The following is a 24,468-nucleotide window of genomic DNA, read 5'->3' on the forward strand; positions in this document are numbered from 1 at the left end:
GAAATTTATCAACGGTTAGGCCAGCTGGTTATAAACCCTGGCGATGCGGCCGCTGCCGCTGACGTTGACCGGGGATTCGAAAGCCCCGATAAAGCAGGATTCGCCCGGTTTGAGCGTCAGGCGTTGCCCGGATTTTTCCAGCGTCGCTTCGCCGGTGACGCAGAACACGATGGCGGCGCTTTGCTGCGCCAGCGCCTGCGGGGCGGCGGTCAAATCGTGCAGCGAGAAGGCGAAATCCTCCACCGGAATCGGGAAGAACAGCTCGTTGCCGCGTGGCTCCGGCTGGGTCAGCAGGCCGGAAGCCGGCTGCGGGCGGAACTGCAGATTGGCCAGCAGCTCGGGCACGTCGATGAATTTCGGCGTCAGGCCCGCGCGCAGCACGTTGTCCGAGTTGGCCATCACCTCCAGCGCCACGCCTTTCAGGTAGGCGTGCGGCGTTTCGGCATACAGGAACATTGCTTCGCCCGGCGCGAGCTGCACCACGTTCAGCAGCAGCGGTGAGAACAGGCCGCTGTCGTCCGGATAGAAGCCGGCGATAAAGCGTACGGTGTCCCAGGGTTCCCCCTGCTGGTTGTTGAGCGCGGCTTTCAATACGCCGAGCGCCAGCGACTTTTGCTCGCCGCTCATCGTCAGCAGGCTGGCGAACAGGGTTGCGAGATGCGCGGTGTCCGGCTGTTGCAGGAAGGCGGCGATGTCGTGGTGTGCGCCGGCGATCGGTTGCAGCAGGGAAACGATATCGGCCAGTTCGCGAAAGCCGTTCATCGCCAGGAACGGCGTGAGGGCGAACACCAGCTCGGGCTTGTGGTTGGGATCTTTATAGTTGCGTTCGGCGGCGCTCAGGGGGATGCCGGCGGCATTCTCTTTCGCGAAGCCGATTTCGGCCGCCGCTTTGCTCGGGTGGACCTGGATCGACAGTGGCTGATCGGCGCAGAGTACTTTAAACAGGAACGGCAACTCGCCAAAGCGGCTGGCGACGTTGGTGCCCAGCTGTTTTGGCTGGTCTTCATCGATAAGAAAGCGCAGCGAACGCAGCTCGCCGTCGGCGCCCGGCACGCGGGAAGGGCTCTTGGGATGGGCGCCCATCCACAGTTCGGCCATCGGCAGATTATCAGGGTTGGCGATGCCGTAAAGACGGGTCAGCGCATCGTGGCTGCCCCAGGCGTAATTCTGTACCGCGTTGGTCATTTTTTGCATGTCGATAAACGTCCTTAGCGTCATTGCCGTACCGGATGGCAATAACTTACTGATTTTATACGGTTAGTTAAATCTGTGCCGACAACCATCATACGCCCGCGTCGGCAGGAAAAATCATGGGCGCGATCAAAACAACGCCGAATAACGTCGCGCCCGGCAACGGGGCCAAAGTATAGCGTGATAACGATCGGCGCCTCAATTGGCGCGCAGGCCTCAAGGCGGCCCGGAAAACCCGCCGTTCGATTATTTTTTGAACCGGCGGGATTATTGCCGATAGTCCGCTCATCCTGCCGCATTATTTATTATTCAGCATGTCAAAATATGACTGCTGAATTTATTTTTTACCGTCTGAGCCATTCCCTTATTATTATTTTCGCGCTGCGCCGGGCGATCACACGCCGAGCTTAAACCTGCGCGTCAGACCTCTTTACCGTAACGGCTAACGAGTCGATTTAACAAAACCAGAGGTCTGTTGCATGAAAAAACTGTTGTTGCTGTTGGGGCTTTGCGCCGGCGCAGCCCAGGCGGCGGTGATTGTCACCTATCCCTACGCGGCGCCGCGCGCCGTGGCGATCGCGCCGGCGCCGATCGTCGTTGCACCCGCGCCGGTCGCGGTTCCCGCCGCGATCGTGCCCGTGGCGCACCCGTTGGCGCTCACCGCCGGCGCGGTGGCGACCGGGGCCTATCGGCATCATGAACGGCAGGACGCCTACGACGAGATCAATCATCTGCAGCAACAACGTATCGATGAGCTCAATCATTTACAGGCGCAGCGCATCAATAATTTTAATTCGCGTCATCCGCGTTAATGAGTAGCCACACTTTTATTCTCCTGGCTCATTCCCGGCCGTTTATTTCGCCGCGGGTTAACCGATGGAAAATAACCGCGTCGTTAATGGGTAAAAAAGATGAAACGTGCTGTGAGATAACTCTCTTAATGCGAATAGTTATTATGTCACTATACTGGGAGTGCATGCCGACGGGGGGTAGCGCGTCGGCTCAACCCTACGATTTTAGGAATTATGCTAAGGAGATAATGATGGCAGGCGTTCGTATCGAAAAAGACTCTATGGGCCCCATCGAAGTACCGGCCGACAAGCTGTGGGGCGCGCAAACCCAGCGTTCGTTGGCGCATTTCCGCATTTCCTCCGAAAAGATGCCGACCGCGCTGATCCACGCGCTGGCGTTGACCAAGCGCGCCGCCGCGCAGGTGAACGTGGATCTGGGGCTGCTGCCGGCCGAACGGGGCGCCGCCATCATCAGCGCCGCCGACGAAGTGCTGGCGGACAGCCATGCCGACCAGTTCCCGCTGTCGATCTGGCAAACCGGTTCCGGCACCCAGACCAACATGAACATGAACGAAGTGTTGGCCAACCGCGCCAGCGAGCTGCTGGGCGGCGTGCGCGGTGAAGAGCGCAAGGTGCACCCGAACGACGACGTCAATAAAAGCCAGAGCTCCAACGACGTGTTTCCCACCGCGATGCACGTGGCGGCGGTGATTGCGCTGCGCGAACATCTGATCCCCGAGCTGAAAGTGCTGCACAAGACGCTGAGCGACAAGGCCGAAGCCTACCGCGACATCGTCAAAATCGGCCGCACCCATCTGCAGGACGCCACGCCGCTGACCCTGGGGCAGGAGATCTCCGGTTGGGCGGCGATGCTGGCGCACAATCTGAAACACATCGAGGACAGTATCCCGCACATCGCCGAGCTGGCGCTTGGCGGCACGGCGGTCGGCACCGGGCTGAACACCCATCCGGAGTACGCGGTGCGCGTGGCTAAAGCGCTGGCGGAGTTGACCCATCAGCCGTTCGTCACCGCCCCGAACAAGTTCGAAGCGCTGGCGACCTGCGACGCGCTGGTGCAGGGGCATGGCGCGCTGAAAGGGCTGGCGGCCTCGCTGATGAAGATCGCCAACGACGTGCGCTGGCTGGCTTCCGGCCCGCGCTGCGGCATCGGCGAAATTTCGATCCCGGAGAACGAACCGGGCAGTTCCATCATGCCGGGCAAGGTCAACCCGACCCAGTGTGAGGCGATGACCATGCTGTGCGCCCAGGTGCTGGGCAACGACGTGGCGGTAAACATTGGCGGCGCTTCCGGCAACTTCGAGCTGAACGTGTTCCGCCCGATGGTGATCCACAACTACCTGCAGTCGATTCGCCTGCTGGCCGACGGCATGCAGGGTTTCAACGAGCACTGCGCGGTGGGCATCGAACCGAACCGCGATCGCATCACCCAGTTGCTGAACGAATCGCTGATGCTGGTGACGGCGCTCAACACCCACATCGGCTACGACAAGGCGGCGGAAATCGCCAAGAAAGCGCACAAGGAAGGGCTGACGCTGAAAGCCGCGGCGCTGAAGCTGGGCTACCTGACCGAAGCGCAGTTCGACGAGTGGGTGCGGCCGGAAGCGATGGTCGGCAGCATGCAGAAATGATTGATCTGTGAGGCAACCGGGGGCTTACTGAGGTAAGCCCCTTTTTTTGTGGAGAAATCAAGATGTCGCGCGCACAACGTTTACTCGATCTGATGCAGCTGCTGCGCAGCCACCGTTATCCGGTGGCGGGCCATGCGCTGGCGCAGACGCTGGGCATCAGCATGCGCACGCTGTACCGCGATATCGCTACGCTGCAGCAGCAGGGGGCGGAGATCGCCGGCGAGGCGGGCGTCGGCTATGTGCTGCGCCCCGGCTTTATGCTGCCGCCGCTGATGTTCTCGCAGGCGGAGACAGAAGCGTTGGTGCTGGGGATGCGCTGGGTCAGCCGCCGCGGCGACAGCCAGCTGGCGAGCGCGGCGGGCCAGGCGCTGGCCAAGATCGCCGCCGTGCTGCCGCCGGCGCTGCGGGAGGAGCTGGAGGCCAACACGCTATTGATCGCGCCGGTTCAGGCACCGCCGGTGGCAGATGAGCTGCGGGTGCTGATCCGTGACACCATTCGCCGCGAGCGCAAGCTGCATATCGACTATCTCGATCTGGCGGGGCAGCGCAGCGAACGCCTGCTGTGGCCCTTTGCGCTGGGCTTTTTCGACCAGCTCCAGGTGCTGGTCGCCTGGTGCGAGCTGCGCCAGGCGTTTCGCCATTTTCGCCTCGATCGCATTCAGGCCGCCATGCCGTTGGAACAGCGCTATCCGCGCGGCCGGCGGCGGCTGCTGAAAGAGTGGCGCCTCAGCGAGGGCATTGCGGAGCAATAGCGGCACGCTGCTGCCATAAACTGTCAGTAGCGCGCTTTAGTCTGTGCCTATCGGGAACCGGCCGGTTCCCATCACCCAGAGGACAGACCGATGACTCTTCCCAGCATGACCCTGCTTTACGTCGACAACCCGCTGAACAGCGCCGCCTTTTATCAACGCTTACTGGGACAGGCGCCGGTAGAGCTTTCTCCCGGCTTCGCCCTGTTCGTGCTCAACAACGGCTTTAAGCTGGGGATGTGGGCCAAACAGGGGGTAAAACCTGCGGCGACCCTGACCGGCGGCGGCGGTGAACTGGGCTTTTTGTGCCAGGATCCGCAAGAGGTCGAGGCGCGCTATAACCAATGGTGCGAACTCGGGCTGCCGATTGAGCAAACGCCGACCGAGATGGCGTTCGGTTACACCTTCGTGGCGCGGGATCCGGACGGCCATCGCCTGCGGGTGTATGCCCTCAGCGAGTAGCGTCGTCGGTATACAGGTGCAGGCGTGGCACCAGCAGCCGCAGCGGCCGGGCGTCGGGTTTGTAACGGTGTTTCACCGCGTCGACGTCGTAGTTGAGCAGCTCGCCAATCTTCGGCACCGCGGCGCCGTTTTCAACCTGACACAGGGCGATCAGCGGCAGCGGGCAGGGGTGTTGCACCTGTTTTTGCTGCTGCTGATACCACACCCGGGCGATCGGCTGCACTTTGACCGGCCGCTTGATTTTCAGCGTCGCGTGCTGCGGCAGGCGGCTGACGTCGTCTATCTCGCGGCTGACCAGGGCAGCCCACTGTTCACGGCTGTGCGGCGGCACCGCGCGGCCGGCTTTCAGGCTTTTCTCCAGCTGCGCCAGGATGTCGTCCCGCTTGACGTTTTTGATGATGTGCTTGTTGGCCCAGCCGAAGCGCACGGAGTCGGGATTGGTCAGGGCGGTGAGGGTGCGATAGGCGCTGAGGGTAATCAGCCCGTGCAGATGGGTGTGCACGAACTCGAAACGCTGCTCCGGCGCCAGGCCGGAATCGACGGTGATAATCTGTTCCAGCTCGCCCTTCAGGCGATTGATCAGTGCCAGCTGCGTTTGCAGCACCTGATACTCCGGCTGCTCCACCGCCAGACAGATGACGCCGGGCAGGCGAACGGCGGCCTTGCTGCTGACATTCTCCCGGTTATGGTGGATAAACAGCCGCTGATAGTGCTCCAGCGCCAGATCGCGCGCCGTTTGCCCCACATGCTGTTCAACCGCGATATGTGAGATGGCCTGATGTTCCTGGCCTTTTTCAACCTCCGGCAGGCTGAACACCCGCGCCGCCAGCAACCGCAGCGGGGCGATCTGCTGCTGCAGCGCGCCGAGCGCCTGCTCCAGTTCGGTAAAGCAGGCGTTCATCCGGCCAATCACATCGTATCTGCTCATCGCACCTTCCTATTTTAGTTACAACATACTATAGGGGAGTAGCAGACTGGGGGCAACATAGGCCACCGGGGAAAAGGCGGCTTCATTGGCCACCCGGCTTATCAGCGGAAAATACGCCATAACGGTCTTTGGCGGCAGGGCACGCAAGACACTCTGTATGCGTAGTGTTTTGATTATTTTATGGATTTTATCCTGTTCGTTTGTGTTTTGTTTAATCCATTTTCCGCACGCCGTTGTCCAAACGCTGGAACAAACGGAATGGCAGGACGCGATGAGCCCTTGGGGTTATCTTTTCTTCTGTCATTAACGGGCGCTTTAAACGGAGGTTCACTGTGGATATTAAACAGAAAGTCAAAAACATGACGCTGGAAGAGAAAATCGGGCAAAAAATCATGCTGGATTTTCGCTACTGGGATCGGAGCGGTAGCAGCAATCAGGATATGACCGTTCCCGATGAAGCCATTGGCAAGCTGATCGCCGATAACCACGTGGGTGGGGTGATCCTGTTTGCCAATAATCTGAAAGACAAGCAGCAGATCAACACATTGACGGCCTGGTATGCCGCGATGAAAACCCACGCGGGCATTCGTTTGTTTATTGGCACCGATAACGAAGGCGGTAACGTTTTCCGGCTGCCGCGCGGCGACTATGCCTCATTTCCCGGCAATATGGCGCTCGCAGCGGCGATTGAGGGCGGTGCGGATAAACATCTCGCCGTTGAACAAGGCAAACTGATGGCCCAGGATATGCGCGCGTTGCATATCAATACCAACTTTGCCCCGGTCGTGGACGTCAACACCAACCCGTTCAATCCGGTGATTAACGTTCGCGCCTTCAGCGATGATAAGAACACCGTTTCCCGTCTGGCAGAGAAAATGGTGGCGGGCATGAAACAGCAGGGGCTGATCACCGCTTACAAGCACTTCCCCGGCCATGGCAGCACCTCGACCGACTCGCATACCGGCTTGCCGCGCGTCGATCGCACGCGGGAAGAGGCTTTTGCCATCGATATCGCCCCTTACAAGCAGGCCATCGATCGCTGCGCGGCGCCGGACATGGTCATGACCGCCCATATTCAGTATCCGGCACTGGATAACCGCCAGATAGACACCCGCAGCGGTGAAAAAATCACGGTGCCGGCCACCATGTCGCATGAAATTCAGACCCAGATCCTGCGCAATGAATTGGGGTATGCCGGCGTAACGATTTCAGACGCGCTGGATATGGGCGCGATTGCCGAGCATTTCAGCCAGCAAGCGGCCGCTGAAAACGTCTTTGCCGCCGGGGTGGATATTGCCCTGATGCCTGTCAGCATCGCCTCGCCGGCCCAGGCGCGCTTGCTGCCGGATCTGATCCGTTACCTTGCGGACAGGGTGAAAACGGGCCATCTCAACGAAGCCGATATCGATGCCTCGGTCGAGCGAATTTTGCGCCTCAAATTACGCCATAACCTGATGGGGCATCGCGATCATCCCTGTTCCAACGACGCTTCGTCCTCAGCGCACAAGCTGGAAAAACGCATCGCCGATCGCTCCATTACCGTGGTGATCAATCGCCACAGCCTGTTGCCGTTGAAGGACAAAACGCTGCGCTACTTTATTTTGACCCCGTGGGGCGAGCAGGCCAACGGCATTGCGCGCGTGATGGCGCAGGAGGGGTATCAGAACGTCGTTGCCGCGAAGGAAACGGAACTGAGCGATGCCCAGATCAGAGAGCATATTGCCGGCTGCGACGTGTTCCTGCTCGGAACGCTGTCAACCCGCTTTACGCCTGCCGAGCAGGATGGGGTGGTGACTTCCGCAACCGGAGCGGGCAATGACGGCAGCCCTTATCCGGGCTGGTTGAAATACGCTGCCGAGCAGGGGAAAAAACGCGTTCACCTCTCACTGCGTGCCCCTTACGATATCGTGAACTATGCCGCAGAGGTGGAGGCGGCCGTCGCCACCTACGCCTACTACGGTTATGACAGCGGCGTGTGGCGCGGCCCTTCGATGGTCTCTTTGGCGCAGGTGCTGACGGGTAAAATCAAACCGCAGGGCAAATTGCCGGTCAACACCTGGCATGACTACGATGCAGAAACCAATACGGGCAAGGTGGCGTTCCCTCGCGGGACTGGGCTGAGCTGGTGATGGGATAAGGACACCGGCGTCGTCTGAAAAAGGCGACGCCGGCAGCTTGATAGCGGGCAGTTTCTTGCTCTGCACGTAACGACATGGGATAACCGTCACTCACGGAAGGAGAATCAGGATGCCGACAGGCGCAACAAAATTAGGCGGATGGCTGTTGATGGCCGCCATGCTGGGCGTAAGCGGATGCGCCAAGCCACCCGAACCGGAGAAGCCCCCGCGGCCGACACCGCCGATAACACCGATGCGGGGCATCTGGCTGGCCACGATCATTGGCCTGGACTGGCCGCCGGCGGCCTCCCTGAAGGCGGAAACCGCGCAAGAGCGGGTTTGCCAGCAGAAACAGGGGCTGACGGACGCGCTGGACGAGATGGTGAAAACCGGGATTAACACGGTTTATTTTCAGGTTAAACCGGACGGCACGGCCCTGTGGCGCTCAAACATCTTGCCCTGGTCTGAGGTGTTGACCGGCACCGTTGGCCAGGATCCCGGCTATGATCCGCTGGCCTTTATGCTGCAAGAAGCGCACCGGCGCGGCATTAAGGTGCACGCCTGGCTGAACCCTTATCGGGTTTCCATGAATACCCGCCCACAGACGATTGATGCACTCAATCATACGCTGCAGTCGCCGCCGGCCAGCGTCTATGCGCTGCATCCCGACTGGATACGCACCGCCAACGAGCGCTTCGTGCTCGACCCCGGCCTGCCCGACGTGCGCAACTGGATCACCGGCGTGGTGGCTGAAATCGTCAAAAACTATGAGGTCGACGGCATTCAGTTTGACGATTACTTCTATTACGAAACGCCGCAATCGCCGCTGGATGATGAACGAACATATCGCGCATACGGCAAAGGATTTGCAGACAAAGCCGCCTGGCGCAGGGACAACACGCTGCAATTGATAAAACAGGTGTCAGCCGCCGTCAAAGCATTGAAGCCCGAGGTTGCGTTTGGCGTCAGCCCGGCGGGCGTATGGCGAAACAAAGCGGACGATCCTGACGGTTCGGCGACGCGGGCAGGCGCGCCATCGTATGATACGGCCTATGCCGATACGCGCCAGTGGGTAAAACTGGGGCTGCTCGATTACATCGCACCGCAGCTGTATTGGCCTTTTGATCGTGAAATTGTCCGCTACGACGTGCTGGCCAACTGGTGGGCCGAGGTGGTGAAAGGCACGTCGGTTCGGCTCTATGCCGGGGTGGCGCTGTATAAAGTGGGTACGCCTGCCGCCGGCGAGCCGGCCTGGACCGTCGAGGGCGGCGTTCCCGAACTGAAAAGGCAGCTCGATCTCAACGAAAGCCTGCCGGGGATGGGGGGAACCATCCTGTTCCGGCAACGTTATTTGACTGAGCCGCAAACGGATAAGGCGGTGGAGTACCTGCGCACCCGCTGGAAAACCGGTCAATAATCACAGGCACTGGCATGACAAGCCGCGGCAAACCACCGCGGCTTTTTCTCTTCAAAGGCGCGCCGCTTCCGGCAAGCGTTTCAGGTAATGCACCACCAGCAGCGCCAGCAGCAGCATCATGCTGATGAACGCCGCCACGCCATTCCAGCCGAAACTGTGCCAGAACACGCCGCCGAGGGTGCCGGCCACGCTCGAGCCGACGTAATAGCAGAACAGATACAGCGACGACGCCTGGCCTTTGGCGCGGCGCGCGCGGCGGCCGATCCAGCTGCTGGCCACCGAGTGGGCGGCGAAAAAGCCGGCGGTGAACAGCATCATGCCGATAAAGATCGCCGGCACCTGCGGCAGCGCGGTAATCAGGATCCCGATCAGCATAATCACGATCGAGGCCAGCAGCACCGGGCCGCGCCCGAAGCGCGAGGTGAGCGCGCCGGCCTTGGGCGAGCTGTAGGAGCCGGTGAGGTATACCACCGACAGCAGGCCGACGATCGCCTGGCTCAGGTGGTAAGGATCCGCCAGCAGGCGATAGCCGATGTAGTTGAACAGGGTGACGAAGCTGCCCATCAGCAGGAAACCTTCCGCGAACAGCAGCGGCAGGCCCTTATCGTGCCAATGCAATTTGAAATTGATCAGCAGGGTGCGCGGGCGCAGCGAGCTGGCGCGAAAATGCCGCGAGGCGGGCAGGATGCGCCAGAACATGCAGGCGGCGGCGAGGGCGAACAGGCCGATGACCCCGAGCGACACGCGCCAGGAGAAGAAGTCGGTCAACACCCCGGTCACCAGGCGGCCGCTCATGCCGCCGATCGAGTTGCCGCTGATATACAGCCCCATCGAGAAGGCGACGAAGCTGGGATGGATCTCTTCGCTGAGATAGGTCATGCCGACCGCCGCCACGCCGCTCAGCGACAGGCCGATCAGCGCGCGCATCAGCAAAATGCCGTGCCAGCTGGTCATAAAGGCGCAGATCAGCGTGCAGACCGCCGCCAGCAGCAACGCCACCACCATCACCGATTTGCGGCCGATGGCGTCGGACAGCGGCCCGGTAAACATCAGGCCGATCGCCAGCAGGCCGGTGGAGACCGAAAGCGACAGGCTGCTTTCCGCCGGCGATACGCCGAAATCTTGCGACAGCACCGGCAGGATCGGCTGCACGCAGTAAAGCAACGCGAAGGTCGCCAGCCCGGCGGAAAACAGCGCCAGCGTCACGCGCATAAACTGCGGCGTGCCGCGTTCGATGTAAGGGAGTTTGTTGTTGAGGGTGGAGCGTTTTACTTTTGGCGCAGCGGCCGCGTCATCGTTGGCGGCCATCGTCGACGGCATCGCGGCCGCAGAACGCACAGGGGTTGTCACAGCGTTTCCTTACCGAACTTCGGGGAGATAAACAGACACTTTGCAGATAACAAAATGATAGGGAGCGGCGATTTTTTTGTCTAATATATTAATAATTAAAATTAAGACGTTTTAAATATGAATATCGAATTGAGGCACCTGCGTTACTTTATCGCCGTGGCGGAAGAGCTGCATTTTGGCCGCGCCGCCGAACGGCTGCGCATCTCCCAGCCGCCGCTCAGCCAGCAAATCCAGGCGCTGGAGGAGATGGTCGGCGCGCGGCTGCTGGCGCGCAACAACCGCAACGTCAGTTTGACCCAGGCCGGGGAGATGTTCCTCAAAGAAGCCTATCAGGTGCTCGATCAGGTCGGGCGCGCGGCGGAAAAGGCGGCGCGTCTGGATCGCGGCGAACTGGGGGAAATGACCATCGGCTTTACCTCTTCCGCGCCCTTTATCGGCGTGGTGTCGCGCAGCCTGCGCGCCTTTCGTCAGCACTCGCCGCAGGTGCATATCAAAATGCGCGAAATCAACACCAAACAGCAGATCGAACCGCTGCTGAACGGTGAGCTGGATCTGGGGGTGATGCGCAACACGCGGCTGCCGGAAGCGCTTCACTATCAGCTGCTGCTGCGCGAACCGCTGGTGGCGGTGGTGCCGCAAGGGCATCCGCTGGCGGAAACGCCCGGCGGCGCGCTGCGTTTCCAACATCTGGCGCAGGAGCCGTTCGTGTTTTTCTCGCGCGAAGTGGGCACCGCGCTGTACGACGAAATTCTGCTGCTGCTCGGCAAGGCCGGCATAACTCCGTACATCACCCAGGAAGTGGGCGAAGCGATGACCATTATCGGGCTGGTTTCCGCCGGGTTGGGGGTGTCGATTCTGCCGGCCTCTTTCGCCCGGGTGCGGGTGGACGGCGTGCGCTATTTGCCGCTGGCGGAGCCGGACGCCACCACCGAAGTGTGGCTGGTGCATCACCGCCGGCGGCCGCTGACCGCTGCGGCGCAGGCGCTGATGGCGTTGATGCTCAAATGACGCCGAAACCGGGTAAATAAAACTCGATTCACACTGAAATTGCGAGGAATTTGTGCAGCAAATCACATAACGAATCAAATAGTTGACGCTGTATGACAAAAGCCCCACCATAACCCCTAGTCTTTATTTAGAAGCGCGAAAAATAGTAGGAGCAGGTTTGTGATTGCGGTTGGGCAGCCTGGGCATATCGATCAAATCAAGCAGACTAATGCGGGGGCGGTTTATCGGCTAATCGATCAACTGGGCCCGATTTCGCGCATCGAACTGTCAAAACGCGCGCAGCTGGCGCCCGCCAGCATCACCAAGATCGTGCGCGAACTGCTGGAAGCCCACCTGGTCAAGGAAACCGAGTACCAGGAAATCGGCAGCCGGGGCCGCCCGGCGGTGGGACTGGTGCTGGACACCGAAGCCTGGCATTACCTGTCCGCCCGCATCAGCCGCGGCAGCATCACGCTGGCGCTGCGCGATCTCAGCAGCAAACTGGTGGTGGAGGAACAGCTGCCGCTGGCGGCCGAACACCCCGAACCGCTGTTGAAACGCATCCTGACCGAAGTCGATCAGTTCTTTATCCGCCACCAAAGCAAGCTGGAGCGGCTGACGGCGATCGCCATCACGCTGCCGGGCATGATCGACGTGCAGTCCGGCGTGGTGCATCGCATGCCGTTTTACGACGTGCTGGAGATGCCGCTCGGCCCGGCGCTGGAAACCCGCACCGGCCTGCCGGTTTACCTGCAGCACGACATCAGCGCCTGGACCATGGCCGAGGCGCTGTACGGCGCCTCGCGCGGCAGCCAGAACGTCATTCAGGTGGTGATCGACCACAACGTCGGCGCCGGGGTGATCACCGGCGGCCATGTGCTGCACGCCGGCAGCCACAGCGTGGTGGAGATCGGCCACACCCAGGTCGATCCTTACGGCAAACGCTGCTACTGCGGCAACCACGGCTGTCTCGAGACCGTGGCCAGCATCGAGAACATGCTGGAGATCGCCCAGCAGCGGCTGAGCGGCTCGATGAGCTCCAGCCTGCACGGCGCGCCGCTGACCGTCGAATCACTGTGCGACGCCGCGCTGGCGGGCGATCAGCTGGCGCGGGACATCATCCTCGGCGTCGGCCACAGCGTGGGGCGCATTCTGGCTATCATGGTCAACCTGTTCAATCCGGAGAAGATCCTGGTGGGCTCGCCGCTCAACCGCGCGGCGGAGATCCTGCATCCGGCCATCGCCTCCTGCATTCGCCAGCAGGCGCTGCCGGCCTACAGCGAGCAGGTCAAGGTCGAATCCACGCAGTTCTTCAATCAGGGCACCATGCCCGGCGCGGCGCTGGTGAAAGAGGCGCTGTACAACGGTTCATTGCTGGTGCAGCTGCTGCAGGGCTAACATCAGAACTTCTTATTAATCCCGCAAAAGATTGAGCTACCTCAAGCCCCTATGGGGGCGCATCCCCTAGAATTTTTCCGCAAGACTTCTTCGCCGCCGGTGCGGCGACACATTGTTAACGGGGCATTCTGGGGCATTTTATTCATGTTGAAGCGTTTATTTGTGACAGGCACGGATACCGACGTCGGTAAAACCGTGGTTTCCCGCGGGTTGATGCAGGCGCTGGCCGCCGATGGCCGTTCGGTGGCCGGCTACAAGCCGATCGCCGCGCGCTGCCAGGAAACCAGTGAGGGCATCCGCAATAAAGACGCTTTGGTGTTGCAGGCCACCTCAACCCTGCCGCTGTCCTACGAGGAGATCAATCCCATCACCTGCCTGGATGAGGTGTTTCACGCGCATGCAACCGAGGACATCAACTATGGCGTGATGAGCAGCGGTCTGCGCGATCTGTCCGCCAAAGCCGATACGGTGGTGGTGGAAGGCAGCGGCGGTTGGCGGGTGCTGATGAACGATCTGCGGCCTTACGCCGAGTGGGTGGTGCAGGAACAGCTGCCGGTGGTGCTGGTGGTGGGCATCAAACTGGGCTGCGTCAGCCACGCGCTGCTGACCGCGCAGTCGATCATCAACGACGGCCTGCCGCTGCTGGGCTGGGTGGCCAACCGCATCAACCCGGGGTTGGCGCACTATGCCGAAACCATCGCGGCGCTGCAGCAGCGCATTCCCGCGCCGCTGCTGGGTGAAATTCCGTATCTGCCGCGCGCGGAGCAGCGCGAACTGGCGCACTACCTCGATATTTCCACGCTGCTGTAAGTCCGTTCAGGCGCAGAGCGTCGCCAACAGCCGGGCGGCGATCAGCAGGCCCAGCCCATACACCGTGTGGGTGAGCAGGCTGAGGAGCCGCGCTTTTCGTGGGTAGGCGGTTTTCGCCGCCGCCACGCCAAAGCCCAGCGCGGGCTGCATCACCAGAAACGGCGCCGTCAGGCTCAGCCAGCCGCTCAACAGCGCGATGAGCGGCTCCGGCGTCGCATACCACTCGCTGCCCGCCAACCCGAGCGGGATAAAGGCAAACGCGATGCCGATGGCGTAATGCAATATCCAGCCGATTTCTCTCTCTCCCCGGCGCGGCGGCGCCGTAACGATGGTGGCGTGAAACCAGCGGCCGTCGAACATGCCGAGAAACCAACGGCCCACCAGCGCATAATCGAGAGCAGGGATGTCGAAGCGCCGCTTCAGCAGCAGCGCCCACAGATCCATACAGAGGGTGGCGCCGGCGCCGGTTAACAGGATGCGCACTAACAGATCGGGGGTCATAGGGTGTCCTTGGCTCAGTGACGTGATAATGTGCGCACAGTGTGCAACTTAAAGTCGGCTTCAAGTCAATGGCAAAAGAACTGGATATCGGCGCGGTGGCGCGCCTGAGCGGAGTCGCGCCTTCCGCGCTGCGGCATTACGAGAAGAAAGGGCTGATCGCGTCGACGGGCCGCCACGGTTTGCGCCGCCAATACGCCGCCGGCGTGCTTGACCAACTGCGGCTGATCGCGCTGGCGCGCCTGGCCGGTTTTACGCTGGACGAGATGAGCGCCTTGTTTGACGAACGGGGCAAGATAGCGCTCGATCGCGGGCTGCTGGCGGCGCGGGCGGATGAACTGGATCGCCATATCCAACGCCTGATGCAGGTGCGCGACGGGCTGCGCCACATGGTCGATTGCCCTGAACCCGAGCACCTGCAGTGCCCGCAGTTCAGGAAAATCCTGCAGCAGGGCGAGTTCTAAGCCTCGCGTTTGGGCGGCGGCGCCGAGTGATACACCGACACCGGCCGCAGACCGCGCGACACGGTGGTGGCGATCACGCACGAGAGCAGAATGCCGGGCAGCAGCGCGTATTCGCCGGTCATTTCAAACACCATCAGCGCCGCCATGATTGGCGCATGGGTGGTGGCGGCCAGCAGGGTGGCCATGCCGGTCAGCGCCAGCAGCAGCGGCACCGCCGCATCCATGCCCGGCCACAGGCCAAACAGCTGACCGATGATCGAACCGAGCGCGGCGCCGACGAACAGCGTCGGGGTGAAGACCCCGCCCGGCGCGCCCGACCCGCTGCTGGCGAGGATCGCCAACAGTTTGCACACCAGGATCGCCCCCAGCAGCAATACCCCCGGCGGCGCGATCAGCAGCGCCTGTACCACGCTGTAACCGTTGCCCCACACCTGCGGGAACAGCAGCGAAAGCAGCCCGACGATCAGGCCGCCCAGCGCCAGCTGCAACGGCGGCTTCAACCGCAGCGAGCGGAAGGCATGGCCGGTGGCGGTCATCAGCCATAAAAACAGCGGCCCACCGGCGCCGGCCACCACGCCGACCAGCGCCATCAGCAGGTATTGCGTCGGCAAGGGGGCGGCGAGCGGCGTCACCAGATAGAGCGGCGCCTGGCCGCCGTTGAGCAGGTTGGTCATCAGCAGGGCGCTGACCGCGGCGATCACCACCGGGCCGAGCGAGGCCAGCATCAGGGTGCCGAACAGGATCTCGGCGATAAACAGGCTGCCCGCCAGCGGCGCATGATAGGCGCTGGCCATCCCGGCGGCGGCGGCGCAGGCCACCCACAGTTTCCATTCTTTCTCGTGCGTAAAGCGCTGGGCGAACAGCGAGCCCACCAGCGCCGCCAGCAGGATCATCGCGCCTTCGCGGCCGATGGCGCTGCCGCTCGACACCACCAGCAGCGACGCCAGGCACTTCACCAGGCTGGCGCCGGTGTCCAGCTTGCCGTTGCCGGTCTCGATCGCTTCCATATAGTCGGTGGGCGCCGCCGGGCGCTGGTGGCGGTAGCGCTGATGCATATACAGCAGCAGGCCCGCCGCCAGCCCGCCCAGTGCCGGAGTGAGGGCGCGCCGCCAGCCGGGCAGCGCGGCGGCGGCGGCCACCAGGCTGCCGTCGGCATTGCCGAGCAGCAGCCACTCGAGGCCAATCATCGAACGGTGGAACAGCCACACCGCCAGGGCGGCGGCGACGCCGATGAACACGGCGATAAACAGGCTGCGCAACAGGGCGCGATAGTGGTGCAGATGGACCAATCTTTTCATGCGTGGGCGGCGTCGTGAGAAAAATCAAAGGGTCATCAGCGCATTGTGCTTGGCGCTCCGGCCGATGACCAGTGAATCTTTAGCAAACTGCGGCGTGGGCGGGGCGGCGAGCGCCCCGGCATGGGTTATTGCGGCGTCAGCACCCGGCGCGTGCGGCCGGAGCTGAGGTAGTCGGCGATATAATCCTGCGAGATTTCGCCGCTGTAGCGGCCGTCTTCATCGACGATCGGCATCCAGGAGGTGTTGTGCTCGTACAGCTTCGACAGCACCACGCGCAGGTTCTCCTCCGCACGGGCGGTGACGCGGAAATGGTGCAGGCTGTCGGCGCAGACGCCCGGCGCGCCGCGCGCCTCGCGGCGCTTGACGTACCCCAGCGGCTTGCCGTCGGCGTCCACCACCGTCACCGAGCGGGCGTCGATATCGTCCATCAGCCCGAACGCTTCCACTAGCGGCGTCTCCCGCCGCACCGTCACCGTTTCCTGTTGATCGGCCACATCGCCGGCCTGCACCAGCAGCAGGCGCTTCAGCGTGCGATCCTGGCCGACAAAGGAAGCGACGAAGTCGTTGGCCGGCCGCGCCAGCAGCTCATCGGCGCTGGCGTTCTGCACGATCTTGCCTTGGCGGAACACCGCGATGCGATCGCCGAGCTTCAGCGCTTCGTCGATGTCGTGGCTCACCAGCATCACGGTCTTTTTCAACTGGCGCTGCATGTCGAGAAACTCGTTCTGGATGGTTTCGCGGTTGATCGGATCCACTGCGCCGAAGGGTTCATCCATCAGCAGCACCGGTGGATCGGCCGCCAGCGCGCGGATCACGCCGATGCGCTGCTGCTGCCCGCCGGACATCTCTTTCGGGTAGCGGTGCAAAAAACGCTTGGGATCCAGCGCCACCATGCTCATCAGCTCCTCGGCGCGATCGTGGCAGCGTTTTTTGTCCCAGCCCAGCATGCGCGGCACCACGGTGATGTTCTCCTCGATGGTCATGTTGGGAAACAGGCCGATCTGCTGGATGACGTAGCCGATTTTGCGGCGCAGGCTGACGGTATCCAGCGCGCTGGTGTCTTCGCCGTTGACCAGAATGGTGCCGCCGGTGGGTTCGATCAGGCGGTTGATCATCTTCAGCGTGGTGGTTTTGCCGCAGCCGGAAGGGCCGAGCAGCACGCAGATTTCGCCTTCCGGCACGTCCAGATTGATGTTGTCTACGGCGTTGAACGGCGTGCCGTTCTTTTGCATGAACTGTTTGGTCAGATTTTCCAATTTAATCATGAGCGGATCCCCTTGGGCGTTAGCGCAATTTGCAAGCGGTGCAATAACCAATCGAGGACGATCGCCAGCAGGCTGATCATCACGGCACCGGTAATCAACTGGCGAATGTCGCTGCTGCTGATGCCGTTGAGCAGCAGCAGGCCGAGGCCGCCGGCGCCGATCACCGCAGCGATCGCCATCACGCCGATATTCATCACCACGGCGGTGCGGATGCCGCCGAAGATCACCGGCAGCGCCACCGGGATCTCCACCCAGCGCAGGCGTTGCCAGAACGTCATGCCGATGCCGCGGCCGGCTTCGCGCAGCCCGCCGGGCAGGTTGTCGAGCGCGGTGTGGGTGTTGCGCACGATTGGCAGCAGCGAGTAAAGGAACACCGCGGTGATCGCCGGCACGTAGCCGATGCCGTGGCCGATTAAGGAAAACAGCGGGATCATCAGCCCGAACAGGGCGATGGAGGGCACGGTCAGCACCAGCGTGGCCAGGCTCAGCACCGGCGTCGCCAGCCATTTGTGGCGGACGATCAGCACGCCGAGCGGCACGCCGATCAGGATCGCCAGGCCGACGGCGACGCCGACCAGCAGCAGATGTTCCAGCGTCAATCCGGCGATATAGGCCCAGTTTTGCCAAGCGTAAAGTATGGTATTCATCATGCCTCCCTAAATCAGGCCGCGCTGCTTGAGGAACGCATCGGCGACCTGTTGCGGCGTCTGGTAGTCGATATCCACCCTGGCGTTAAGCTCGGTGATCACCTGATTGTTGAACTGTTTCGACAGCGTGTTCAGCGCCTCTTCCAGCCCCGGCGTGTTTTGCAACACGTCGGCGCGCACCACCGGCGTGACCGCATAGCTCGGGAAGTAACCCTTGTCGTCTTCGAGCACCTGCAGATCGAAGCCTTTCACCCGGCCGTCGGTGGTGTACACCAGCCCGGCGTCGACGAAGCCGTCGCGGATGGCGTTGTAGACCAGGCCGGGGTCCATTTGGCGGATTTGCGGACGATCGAGCGGCATGTCGTACAGCGCCTGCATCGGCTTCAGGCCGTCCGAGCGGCCGGCAAACTCCAGATCCAGCCCCAGCAGCCAGTTGTGTTTCGGATCGGTTTTACGCACCTGTTCCACTTTGGCCACCAGCTGCGACATGGTGCGAATCTGCTCTTTTTCCGCGCGCTGGCGCTGCATGGCGAAGGCGTAGGTGTTGTTCATGTCCGCTGGCTGCAGCCACACCAGGCCGAGTTTGGCGTCGAGCTTTTTCACCGTGTCGTAAGTTTCCTGCGGCGTCATGCGCTTATTGATGTGGTTAAAGATGATCAGCGAGGTGCCGGTGTATTCCCAGGTCATGTCGATCTGTTTGTTGATCATGGCGTTGCGGGTGATCACCGTGGCCAGATTGGTCTTGGGTTCGACCTGAAAACCCTTGGCCCGCAGGTATTGCACGGTGATCGCCGACAGAATGCGCTGTTCGGTGAAGTTCTTGCTCGCCAGCGTCAGCGGGGCGGCCCAGGCGGCCGCGCCGGTCATCAGCAAGGAGAACAGCAGCGCGTGGCGGAGGCGTTGTAACCATCGAGTCATCGCGTTTCTCCCATCAGGATGCGGTGTGCGGGCTGAGCCGGCGGCCGAGACCGGCCAGCGCCAGATCGAGCAGCAGGGCGATCAGCGCGGTGGCGGCGGCGCCGAGGATCAGCGTCGGGAAGTCGTTCAGGTAGATGCCGGGGAAGATCAGTTCGCCGTAGCTGCTGGCGCCGATCAAAAATGCCAGCGGCGCGGTGCCGACGTTGATCGCCATTGCGATGCGCACCCCGGCGAAGATCACCGGCAGGGCGTTGGGCAGTTCGACCTGGCGCAGCCGCTGCCCGGCGGTCATGCCAATACCGTTGGCGGCCTCGACCAGCGCCGGCGGCACCGAACGCAGGCCGGCATAGGTATTGCGCACGATGGGCAGCAGCGAGGCGAGGAACAGCGCCACCACCGCCGGCCGGTCGCCGATGCCGATGATCACCATCGCCAGCGCCAGCACCGCCAGCGGCGGCAGGGTGTTGCCGACGTTAAAGATCTGCATCACGTGCTCCGCCCAGCGGCGGGCGAAAGGGCGGCTCAGCAGGATGCCGCTGGGAATGCCGACCAGCAGCGACAGCAGCATGGAGCACGCCACCAGGAACATGTGCTGCTGGCCGAGGTAAATCAAATCTTCCCGGCGCGACTTGAGGGTTTCCCAGCCGATGCCGTAAACCAGCAGCGCGACGACGGCGATAAACAGCAGGCTCCCGAGGAGCAGGCGCCGGTATGGCGCTGACTTGTGCATGATGTTGCGTCCTCCGTTGCGCGGAGCGGCCGATAGGCGGCGCATTCCGCTCTGATTGTTACCCACTGCCCGGCGGGCGTGGCGGTACAAAATGGGCGTTTCGCATGAGGTTAGCGAGATTGAGCGAAGGGTGCGTTCGGCACAGCGTGCTGAACGTAGGCTCAATACGTGAGTTAATCAGCATAAGATACTGATATTTAAACCCGAGAAAGCACGAAGCCCAAAGGCGCCGGCTAGGGAAGGTATAGCACCCTGTCGTTGAGCGTGCCAAGTTTTATGAACAAAATCAGCTGATTGAGTTTGCCCAGATTGACGCCGCAGACCGCGTCAGCGCTGGGATGCGTGGAAAGTAAAAAAAATCCGCAGCAAAACGTTACGCCGTAACAATCAGTCCAAATGGTGCGATTCGTCGCCGGCAAAGGCAGGATGTGAGGGCGGATAGACTCGGCGCAGACGCTTGCTGATATACTCAGGGAAAATAAAAACGCCAGGAAGCCTGCATAACGCCATGACAAATAACGTTTCACCCGCACCCATCGCCCACCGCCCGCTGATCCTGATCGCCTGCATGCTGGCGATGTTCATGTCGGCGATCGAAGCCACCATCGTCGCCACCGCCATGCCGACCATCATCGGCGATCTCGGCGGCTTTTCGCTGCTGGGCTGGGTGTTCGCGGTCTATTTGCTGGCGCAGGCGATCACCATTCCCATCTACGGCCGGCTGGCGGATCTCTACGGCCGCAAGCGGGTGTTCTTCTTCGGCGCCACGCTGTTCCTGCTGGGATCGGTGCTGTGCGGCTTCGCCCCCGACATGTATTGGCTGATCGGCTTCCGTCTGCTGCAGGGGCTGGGCGCCGGCGCCATCATGCCGATCGCCTCCACCATCATCGGCGACATCTACAGCGCCACCGAGCGGCCGAAGGTGATGGGCTACCTGTCGAGCGTGTGGGGCGTGTCGGCGATCATCGGCCCGCTGCTGGGGGCGTTTATCGTGCAGCACCTGCCGTGGGCGCTGGTTTTCTGGGTCAACCTGCCGATCGGCCTGCTGGCGATGCTTTTCCTCTGGCGCTATCTGCCGGCGCATCAGCAACTGCGGCGGCACGCGCTGGATCTGGCGGGCACCGCCTGGCTGACGCTGTTTGTTTCGGCGCTGCTGCTGGCGTTGTTGCAGGTGGAAAGCCTGGGATGGTGGGTGGTGCCGTTGCTCGCGCTGGCGGCGGCGTCGCTGGCGCTGCTTGTCCGCCAGGAGCGGCGCGCGGTCGAACCGCTGTTCCCGCTGGCGCTGTGGCAAAGCCGGGTGATCGTCGCCGGCAACATCGGCGGGCTGGTGATCGGCGCGGCGATGATGGGCATCAGCGCCTTCCTGCCTACTTTCATTCAGGGCGTAATGGGCGGCTCGCCGCTGGAGGCGGGCACCACGCTGGCGCTGATGTCGATCGGTTGGCCGTTGGCCAGCACGCTGAGCGGCCGTTTGATGCTGATGACCTCGTACCGCGCCACGGCGTTGCTGGGTGCGCTGCTGTTGGTGGCGGGCGGCCTGATCCTGCTGATGCTGCAGCCGACCGGCGGCCTGCTGTGGGGCCGGGTGGCGGCGTTTATGGTCGGCGCCGGCATGGGGTTGTGCAACACCACGTTTTTAGTGTCGGTGCAAAACGCGGCGCATTACAGCATTCGCGGCATCGCCACCGCCTGTACGGTGTTTACCCGCATGGTGGGTTCGGCCATCGGCACCGCGATTTTGGGCGCCACGCTGAACCTCAACCTGCAGTGGCGTTTGCCGGAGATTGACGATCCGGTGCAGCGGCTGATGGAGCCGGCGGTGCGGCAGAGCATGGGGAGCGAAACGCTGGCGCAGCTGATCCAGCAGGTGGCGGCTTCGCTGCATTGGGTGTTCCTGGCGTCGGCGTTGGTGTCGTTGCTGGCGTTGGCGGCGGCGATGCTGATCCCGGCGCGTTGTCGGCCGCAGGGCGAAGGGGAAGAGGCGGAGCAGGCGTAAGGGAAAAGTAAAGGGCGCGGCTGTGAATGAACTGCGCCCTGGATAGCCGATGCGGCTTACTGCGTGTTGGAGGTATCCTGGCTGCTGCCGGTCTGCGCCGCGTCACCGCGATCGTCGCCATTGTTCAGGCGGGTATAGACGATCTTCTGGGTGTCGTTTTCGCAGTGGCCGACCACTTGGCCGCCCGCTTGATCGGCCTGATCGTTAGGCACGATCTCCAGTTTGAAGCCGGACTCCGGAACGCCGTTATTGATGATTTTCTGCGAAATGTCCGCTTTCACGCTTTCGCAGGAGGCCAGAGCCGCCAACGGCGCGCCGGCCAGCAAGACAGCGGTTAATATCAGCGTTTTCTTCATCACGTCATCCTTTTAGACAATGGACTTCCTGTAACAGGATAGCAGTAATGGCGGCCGGGTTTCACGCTTGCCCGCCCGCCGCAGGCGGATTAAGGATTAATCCGACGCCCGGTCTGACGATCCAGACATTTACGGGTGTCCGGCTCCCAGTATGCGTTAACGTTGTTGCTGTCGTTGCAGCGATCTTCGTCATCCGCCGCGCGATCGGCCTTGTCGAACTCTTTCTCGACGCGAGTGTTAACCTTGTGGCGCAGGGATTTGGTATCATTCCACTGCTCTTTGCTCTGGCGTGCTTCTTCGGTGCTCATCGCGCCGCTGCCTTTGCCATCGACGGTGACGCAGGTGCTGCCCTGCGTGCAGGTGGCGGCCAGCGCCGGCGCCTGCCAGGCGCCCATAACGGCCAGCATGGCGACCGGCAGCATCCCGCGCAGCAGTCGTTGGGTCGAAAATGTTTTCATCGTTTCATCCTTATGAGTGAGTGCGCCTGATGATGGCGACACTGGCGTTACTTCGCCCGCAGGCGTGGTGACAAATATACCACCGCGCTTCTGAAATTCACCAGCCAAGCGCCGATTCGTTTACTTTATCGAGAGAAAACTGCGACCGATGTTAAAAACCACGCTGTTGTTTTTCGCCACCGCCCTGGCAGAAATTATCGGCTGTTTCTTGCCTTATCTCTGGCTCAAAAAGCAGGGCAGCGCCTGGCTATTGCTGCCGGCGGCAGTGAGCCTGATGCTGTTTGTCTGGCTGTTGACGCTGCATCCGGCGGCCAGCGGGCGGGTCTATGCGGCCTACGGCGGCGTGTATGTGGCGACGGCGTTGCTGTGGCTGCGGGTGGTGGACGGGGTGAAGCTGTCTGCGCTGGACTGGGTGGGCGCGGGGGTGGCGCTGGCGGGCATGTTGATCATCGTTTCCGGCTGGCGCGCAGCCTGAGCAAACACGGCGGGAGTCGCCTCCCGCCGCCGGAGATCAGGCGCCGCGGTGGATGTTCAGCCCGGCGAAGGACTGGCTGACCGGCATCATTTCCAGCGTGTTGATGTTGACGCGCGCCGGCAACGTCGCGACCCAGAACACCGACTCGGCGATGTCTTCCGGCGTCAGCGCATCGGCGCCTTCGTAGGTTTTGTTGACCTTGCCGTCATCGCCCTTGAAGCGCACGTTGGAGAACTCGGTGCCGCCCACCAGGCCCGGCTCGATATCGGTCACGCGGATGCGCGTGCCGTGCAGATCGGCGCGCAGCCCCAGGCTGAACTGTTTGACGAACGCCTTGGTGGCGCCGTACACGTTGCCGCCGGCGTAAGGCCAGTTGGCGGCGGTGGAGCCGATGTTGATCACATGGCCGACGTTGCGCTCGACCATGGCCGGCAGCAGCGCGCGCGTCATGTTCACCAGCCCCTTGGCGTTGGTGTCGATCATGGTTTCCCAGTCATCGGCGTTGGCCTTGTGCGCCGGCTCCAGCCCCAGCGCCAGCCCGGCGTTGTTCACCAGCACGTCGATCTGGCGCAGCTCGGCCGGCAGTGCTTCGATCGCCTGTTGAATGGCGGCGCGGTTGCGCACGTCGAGCCGCACGATGTGCAGCGCTTGCCCTAATTCGTCCTGCAGCTCTTCGAGACGCTCAAGGCGGCGCCCGGCGGCGATCACCTGATGGCCTTCACGGATAAAACGGCGTGCGATTGCCTCGCCGAAACCGGAGGTGGCGCCGGTAACAAAAATAATCATGTTGCTGTTCCTCAACTGTTTTTACCCTACATGCCTCTATCATTAGCACAAACCCGCTGGCAGTGGCAGCGGTTATCGCGGCGCAGAGAAAAAAAGGCCGCACCGGGCCGGCGGGCCGGCGCGGATCAATGCTGAGGCGGCAGGTGGTAGACCACGGCGTCATACTTGATGTTTTCACGCTTGCCGGCCAGCACGCCGCCCAGCGACTCGGCGAGGCGGCGGCTGGCGGTATTTTGCTCGGCCACCGGGTAGATAAGGTGCTGAGGTTGAAAGCGCTCGCTGACCCAGCGCGCGATGCCCTGCACGATTTCGCGCCCGTAGCCCTGGCCGTGCAGGCTCTCTTTCACCCAGATACCCAGCTCCGGGGTGCGGCTGCGCAGGTTGTGCGCGCCGCCGACGCCAACAAACTGCCGGTCTTCGCGCCGACGGGCGACGAAGATCACTTCTTCGCCTTCGCGCATCAGCGGCAGCCAACCTTGCCAGACGTTGGCGAAATCTTCCGGCGACGCCTCCGGCTCAAAGGCCATAAAGCGCGTCAGAGTGGGGGTGATCGCCTGGTAAACATCGTCGGCGTCTGCTGCGGTAAAGGGGGCAATCAACAAACGGTCGGTGTCCACGCGGCACTGAGAAAGGTCATTATGATTCATCTTATTTTCCCTCGCTTTTCAGGCCAGAACGGCAAAAAATCCGCGCCCATAAATCAGGGCGGATCGTCGATATTACGCGCA

At 62.1% G+C, this 24,468-nt stretch carries 25 protein-coding genes; 12 read left to right on the forward strand and 13 right to left on the reverse strand.

Features of this window, described 5'->3' with window-relative positions:
• Window positions 1-15 precede the first annotated feature (15 nt).
• Window positions 16-1,194 carry a mannose-6-phosphate isomerase gene (manA, locus tag SSARUM2_RS11500; protein WP_060452955.1) on the reverse strand — a complete coding sequence of 393 codons (1,179 nt, stop codon included), beginning with the start codon at window positions 1,192-1,194 and terminating at the stop codon, window positions 16-18.
• A 476-nt stretch (window positions 1,195-1,670) separates the two neighbouring features.
• On the opposite strand from manA, the gene SSARUM2_RS11505 reads away from it, so the two are divergent.
• From SSARUM2_RS11505 to SSARUM2_RS11520, 4 genes are all read left to right on the forward strand, one after another.
• A complete protein-coding gene (locus SSARUM2_RS11505) occupies window positions 1,671-2,003 on the forward strand; it encodes a hypothetical protein (protein WP_033654745.1) in 333 nt (110 codons plus the stop codon).
• A gap of 230 nt (window positions 2,004-2,233) precedes the next feature.
• Window positions 2,234-3,631 carry a class II fumarate hydratase gene (fumC, locus tag SSARUM2_RS11510; RefSeq protein WP_033638434.1) on the forward strand — a complete coding sequence of 466 codons (1,398 nt, stop codon included), beginning with the start codon at window positions 2,234-2,236 and terminating at the stop codon, window positions 3,629-3,631.
• A 62-nt stretch (window positions 3,632-3,693) separates the two neighbouring features.
• Entirely contained in the window at window positions 3,694-4,383 is a 690-nt protein-coding gene (locus tag SSARUM2_RS11515; protein WP_060418506.1) for a YafY family protein, read from the forward strand.
• A gap of 90 nt (window positions 4,384-4,473) precedes the next feature.
• Window positions 4,474-4,842 (forward strand): VOC family protein, encoded by a 369-nt coding sequence (locus SSARUM2_RS11520; RefSeq protein ID WP_060430129.1) that lies wholly within the window; start codon window positions 4,474-4,476, stop codon window positions 4,840-4,842.
• Here the strand turns inward: SSARUM2_RS11520 and tus are convergent.
• Window positions 4,832-5,770: a DNA replication terminus site-binding protein gene (tus, locus tag SSARUM2_RS11525; RefSeq protein WP_060452956.1), complete on the reverse strand. Its 939-nt coding sequence runs from the start codon at window positions 5,768-5,770 to the stop codon at window positions 4,832-4,834. The two genes, SSARUM2_RS11520 and tus, sit on opposite strands and share 11 nt — an antisense overlap.
• A 332-nt stretch (window positions 5,771-6,102) precedes the next feature.
• On the opposite strand from tus, the gene SSARUM2_RS11530 reads away from it, so the two are divergent.
• Both SSARUM2_RS11530 and SSARUM2_RS11535 read left to right on the forward strand, forming a co-directional pair.
• On the forward strand, window positions 6,103-7,899 hold the full coding sequence (locus tag SSARUM2_RS11530; protein WP_060452957.1) for a glycoside hydrolase family 3 protein: 1,797 nt from the start codon (window positions 6,103-6,105) through the stop codon (window positions 7,897-7,899).
• Between the two features lie 241 nt (window positions 7,900-8,140).
• Entirely contained in the window at window positions 8,141-9,304 is a 1,164-nt protein-coding gene (locus tag SSARUM2_RS11535; RefSeq protein ID WP_120150954.1) for a glycoside hydrolase family 10 protein, read from the forward strand.
• 51 nt (window positions 9,305-9,355) lie between these two features.
• Here the strand turns inward: SSARUM2_RS11535 and SSARUM2_RS11540 are convergent, their stop codons facing one another.
• Window positions 9,356-10,624, reverse strand: coding sequence for an MFS transporter (locus tag SSARUM2_RS11540; RefSeq protein ID WP_185744065.1), 1,269 nt, complete (start codon window positions 10,622-10,624; stop codon window positions 9,356-9,358).
• A 147-nt stretch (window positions 10,625-10,771) separates the two neighbouring features.
• Here SSARUM2_RS11540 and SSARUM2_RS11545 point away from each other — a divergent pair, with 147 nt between their 5' ends.
• From SSARUM2_RS11545 to bioD, 3 genes are all read left to right on the forward strand, one after another.
• Entirely contained in the window at window positions 10,772-11,662 is an 891-nt protein-coding gene (locus tag SSARUM2_RS11545) for a LysR substrate-binding domain-containing protein (protein ID WP_033638441.1), read from the forward strand.
• A 159-nt stretch (window positions 11,663-11,821) separates the two neighbouring features.
• Window positions 11,822-13,039 carry an ROK family transcriptional regulator gene (locus tag SSARUM2_RS11550; protein WP_004938526.1) on the forward strand — a complete coding sequence of 406 codons (1,218 nt, stop codon included), beginning with the start codon at window positions 11,822-11,824 and terminating at the stop codon, window positions 13,037-13,039.
• 144 nt (window positions 13,040-13,183) lie between these two features.
• Complete coding sequence (gene bioD / locus SSARUM2_RS11555) at window positions 13,184-13,849, forward strand: dethiobiotin synthase (RefSeq protein WP_033638445.1); 666 nt, start codon at window positions 13,184-13,186, stop codon at window positions 13,847-13,849.
• A 6-nt stretch (window positions 13,850-13,855) separates the two neighbouring features.
• Here bioD and SSARUM2_RS11560 read toward each other — a convergent pair whose 3' ends face one another.
• Window positions 13,856-14,350 carry a DUF2938 family protein gene (locus tag SSARUM2_RS11560; RefSeq protein ID WP_060452961.1) on the reverse strand — a complete coding sequence of 165 codons (495 nt, stop codon included), beginning with the start codon at window positions 14,348-14,350 and terminating at the stop codon, window positions 13,856-13,858.
• Between the two features lie 68 nt (window positions 14,351-14,418).
• Between SSARUM2_RS11560 and SSARUM2_RS11565 the strand changes: the two genes are divergently transcribed.
• A complete protein-coding gene (locus SSARUM2_RS11565; protein WP_033648225.1) occupies window positions 14,419-14,811 on the forward strand; it encodes a helix-turn-helix domain-containing protein in 393 nt (130 codons plus the stop codon).
• Here the strand turns inward: SSARUM2_RS11565 and clcB are convergent.
• The 5 genes from clcB to SSARUM2_RS11590 all read right to left on the reverse strand — a co-directional run bounded on the left by clcB (window position 14,808) and on the right by SSARUM2_RS11590 (window position 19,669).
• Window positions 14,808-16,109, reverse strand: a complete 1,302-nt coding sequence (clcB, locus tag SSARUM2_RS11570) for a voltage-gated ClC-type chloride channel ClcB (protein ID WP_033648226.1) — start codon at window positions 16,107-16,109, stop codon at window positions 14,808-14,810. The genes SSARUM2_RS11565 and clcB overlap by 4 nt on opposite strands.
• A gap of 125 nt (window positions 16,110-16,234) precedes the next feature.
• Window positions 16,235-17,374 carry an osmoprotectant ABC transporter ATP-binding protein OsmV gene (gene osmV / locus SSARUM2_RS11575; RefSeq protein WP_033638454.1) on the reverse strand — a complete coding sequence of 380 codons (1,140 nt, stop codon included), beginning with the start codon at window positions 17,372-17,374 and terminating at the stop codon, window positions 16,235-16,237.
• Window positions 17,371-18,021, reverse strand: a complete 651-nt coding sequence (osmW, locus tag SSARUM2_RS11580; protein WP_033638455.1) for an osmoprotectant ABC transporter permease OsmW — start codon at window positions 18,019-18,021, stop codon at window positions 17,371-17,373. Before osmW ends, osmV begins: the two co-directional genes overlap by 4 nt.
• 9 nt (window positions 18,022-18,030) lie before the next feature.
• Entirely contained in the window at window positions 18,031-18,888 is an 858-nt protein-coding gene (locus SSARUM2_RS11585; protein WP_223307178.1) for a glycine betaine ABC transporter substrate-binding protein, read from the reverse strand.
• A 64-nt stretch (window positions 18,889-18,952) separates the two neighbouring features.
• Window positions 18,953-19,669: an ABC transporter permease gene (locus tag SSARUM2_RS11590; RefSeq protein WP_033638459.1), complete on the reverse strand. Its 717-nt coding sequence runs from the start codon at window positions 19,667-19,669 to the stop codon at window positions 18,953-18,955.
• A gap of 508 nt (window positions 19,670-20,177) precedes the next feature.
• Between SSARUM2_RS11590 and SSARUM2_RS11595 the strand changes: the two genes are divergently transcribed.
• Complete coding sequence (locus tag SSARUM2_RS11595) at window positions 20,178-21,665, forward strand: MDR family MFS transporter (RefSeq protein WP_060452962.1); 1,488 nt, start codon at window positions 20,178-20,180, stop codon at window positions 21,663-21,665.
• Between the two features lie 56 nt (window positions 21,666-21,721).
• Here SSARUM2_RS11595 and SSARUM2_RS11600 read toward each other — a convergent pair whose 3' ends face one another.
• On the reverse strand, window positions 21,722-22,021 hold the full coding sequence (locus tag SSARUM2_RS11600) for a DUF1161 domain-containing protein (protein WP_033648229.1): 300 nt from the start codon (window positions 22,019-22,021) through the stop codon (window positions 21,722-21,724).
• Between the two features lie 89 nt (window positions 22,022-22,110).
• Window positions 22,111-22,479 carry a DUF1283 family protein gene (locus SSARUM2_RS11605; protein WP_004938560.1) on the reverse strand — a complete coding sequence of 123 codons (369 nt, stop codon included), beginning with the start codon at window positions 22,477-22,479 and terminating at the stop codon, window positions 22,111-22,113.
• A gap of 148 nt (window positions 22,480-22,627) precedes the next feature.
• Here SSARUM2_RS11605 and SSARUM2_RS11610 point away from each other — a divergent pair, with 148 nt between their 5' ends.
• The gene (locus SSARUM2_RS11610) at window positions 22,628-22,954 is read left to right on the forward strand and encodes a YnfA family protein (RefSeq protein ID WP_033648230.1); all 327 of its coding nucleotides are present in this window, start codon (window positions 22,628-22,630) and stop codon (window positions 22,952-22,954) included.
• A gap of 36 nt (window positions 22,955-22,990) precedes the next feature.
• Here the strand turns inward: SSARUM2_RS11610 and ydfG are convergent, their stop codons facing one another.
• Window positions 22,991-23,740, reverse strand: a complete 750-nt coding sequence (ydfG, locus tag SSARUM2_RS11615; protein WP_025302722.1) for a bifunctional NADP-dependent 3-hydroxy acid dehydrogenase/3-hydroxypropionate dehydrogenase YdfG — start codon at window positions 23,738-23,740, stop codon at window positions 22,991-22,993.
• A 125-nt stretch (window positions 23,741-23,865) separates the two neighbouring features.
• The gene (locus tag SSARUM2_RS11620; protein WP_033638468.1) at window positions 23,866-24,387 is read right to left on the reverse strand and encodes a GNAT family N-acetyltransferase; all 522 of its coding nucleotides are present in this window, start codon (window positions 24,385-24,387) and stop codon (window positions 23,866-23,868) included.
• Between the last annotated feature and the right edge of the window lie 81 nt (window positions 24,388-24,468).

Origin of the sequence: Serratia sp. K-E0102, from assembly GCF_029962625.1 — a bacterium.
Taxonomy (GTDB): domain Bacteria; phylum Pseudomonadota; class Gammaproteobacteria; order Enterobacterales; family Enterobacteriaceae; genus Serratia; species Serratia sarumanii.

Bases quoted from the DNA above. Each gene is read 5' to 3' on its own strand.
- SSARUM2_RS11600 (WP_033648229.1), bottom strand. From the start codon at position 22,021: ATGAAGAAAACGCTGATATTAACCGCTGTCTTGCTGGCCGGCGCGCCG.
- SSARUM2_RS11585 (WP_223307178.1), bottom strand. From the start codon at position 18,888: ATGACCGGCGCGGCCGCCTGGGCCGCCCCGCTGACGCTGGCGAGCAAG.
- ydfG (WP_025302722.1), bottom strand. From the start codon at position 23,740: ATGATTATTTTTGTTACCGGCGCCACCTCCGGTTTCGGCGAGGCAATC.
- manA (WP_060452955.1), bottom strand. From the start codon at position 1,194: ATGCAAAAAATGACCAACGCGGTACAGAATTACGCCTGGGGCAGCCAC.
- SSARUM2_RS11540 (WP_185744065.1), bottom strand. From the start codon at position 10,624: ATGCCGTCGACGATGGCCGCCAACGATGACGCGGCCGCTGCGCCAAAA.
- fumC (WP_033638434.1), top strand. From the start codon at position 2,234: ATGGCAGGCGTTCGTATCGAAAAAGACTCTATGGGCCCCATCGAAGTA.
- SSARUM2_RS11505 (WP_033654745.1), top strand. From the start codon at position 1,671: ATGAAAAAACTGTTGTTGCTGTTGGGGCTTTGCGCCGGCGCAGCCCAG.
- SSARUM2_RS11535 (WP_120150954.1), top strand. From the start codon at position 8,141: ATGCGGGGCATCTGGCTGGCCACGATCATTGGCCTGGACTGGCCGCCG.
- SSARUM2_RS11545 (WP_033638441.1), top strand. From the start codon at position 10,772: ATGAATATCGAATTGAGGCACCTGCGTTACTTTATCGCCGTGGCGGAA.
- osmV (WP_033638454.1), bottom strand. From the start codon at position 17,374: ATGATTAAATTGGAAAATCTGACCAAACAGTTCATGCAAAAGAACGGC.
- SSARUM2_RS11595 (WP_060452962.1), top strand. From the start codon at position 20,178: ATGACAAATAACGTTTCACCCGCACCCATCGCCCACCGCCCGCTGATC.
- osmW (WP_033638455.1), bottom strand. From the start codon at position 18,021: ATGAATACCATACTTTACGCTTGGCAAAACTGGGCCTATATCGCCGGA.
- clcB (WP_033648226.1), bottom strand. From the start codon at position 16,109: ATGAAAAGATTGGTCCATCTGCACCACTATCGCGCCCTGTTGCGCAGC.
- SSARUM2_RS11620 (WP_033638468.1), bottom strand. From the start codon at position 24,387: ATGAATCATAATGACCTTTCTCAGTGCCGCGTGGACACCGACCGTTTG.
- SSARUM2_RS11605 (WP_004938560.1), bottom strand. From the start codon at position 22,479: ATGAAAACATTTTCGACCCAACGACTGCTGCGCGGGATGCTGCCGGTC.
- SSARUM2_RS11520 (WP_060430129.1), top strand. From the start codon at position 4,474: ATGACTCTTCCCAGCATGACCCTGCTTTACGTCGACAACCCGCTGAAC.
- bioD (WP_033638445.1), top strand. From the start codon at position 13,184: ATGTTGAAGCGTTTATTTGTGACAGGCACGGATACCGACGTCGGTAAA.
- SSARUM2_RS11560 (WP_060452961.1), bottom strand. From the start codon at position 14,350: ATGACCCCCGATCTGTTAGTGCGCATCCTGTTAACCGGCGCCGGCGCC.
- SSARUM2_RS11610 (WP_033648230.1), top strand. From the start codon at position 22,628: ATGTTAAAAACCACGCTGTTGTTTTTCGCCACCGCCCTGGCAGAAATT.
- tus (WP_060452956.1), bottom strand. From the start codon at position 5,770: ATGAGCAGATACGATGTGATTGGCCGGATGAACGCCTGCTTTACCGAA.
- SSARUM2_RS11590 (WP_033638459.1), bottom strand. From the start codon at position 19,669: ATGCACAAGTCAGCGCCATACCGGCGCCTGCTCCTCGGGAGCCTGCTG.
- SSARUM2_RS11515 (WP_060418506.1), top strand. From the start codon at position 3,694: ATGTCGCGCGCACAACGTTTACTCGATCTGATGCAGCTGCTGCGCAGC.
- SSARUM2_RS11565 (WP_033648225.1), top strand. From the start codon at position 14,419: ATGGCAAAAGAACTGGATATCGGCGCGGTGGCGCGCCTGAGCGGAGTC.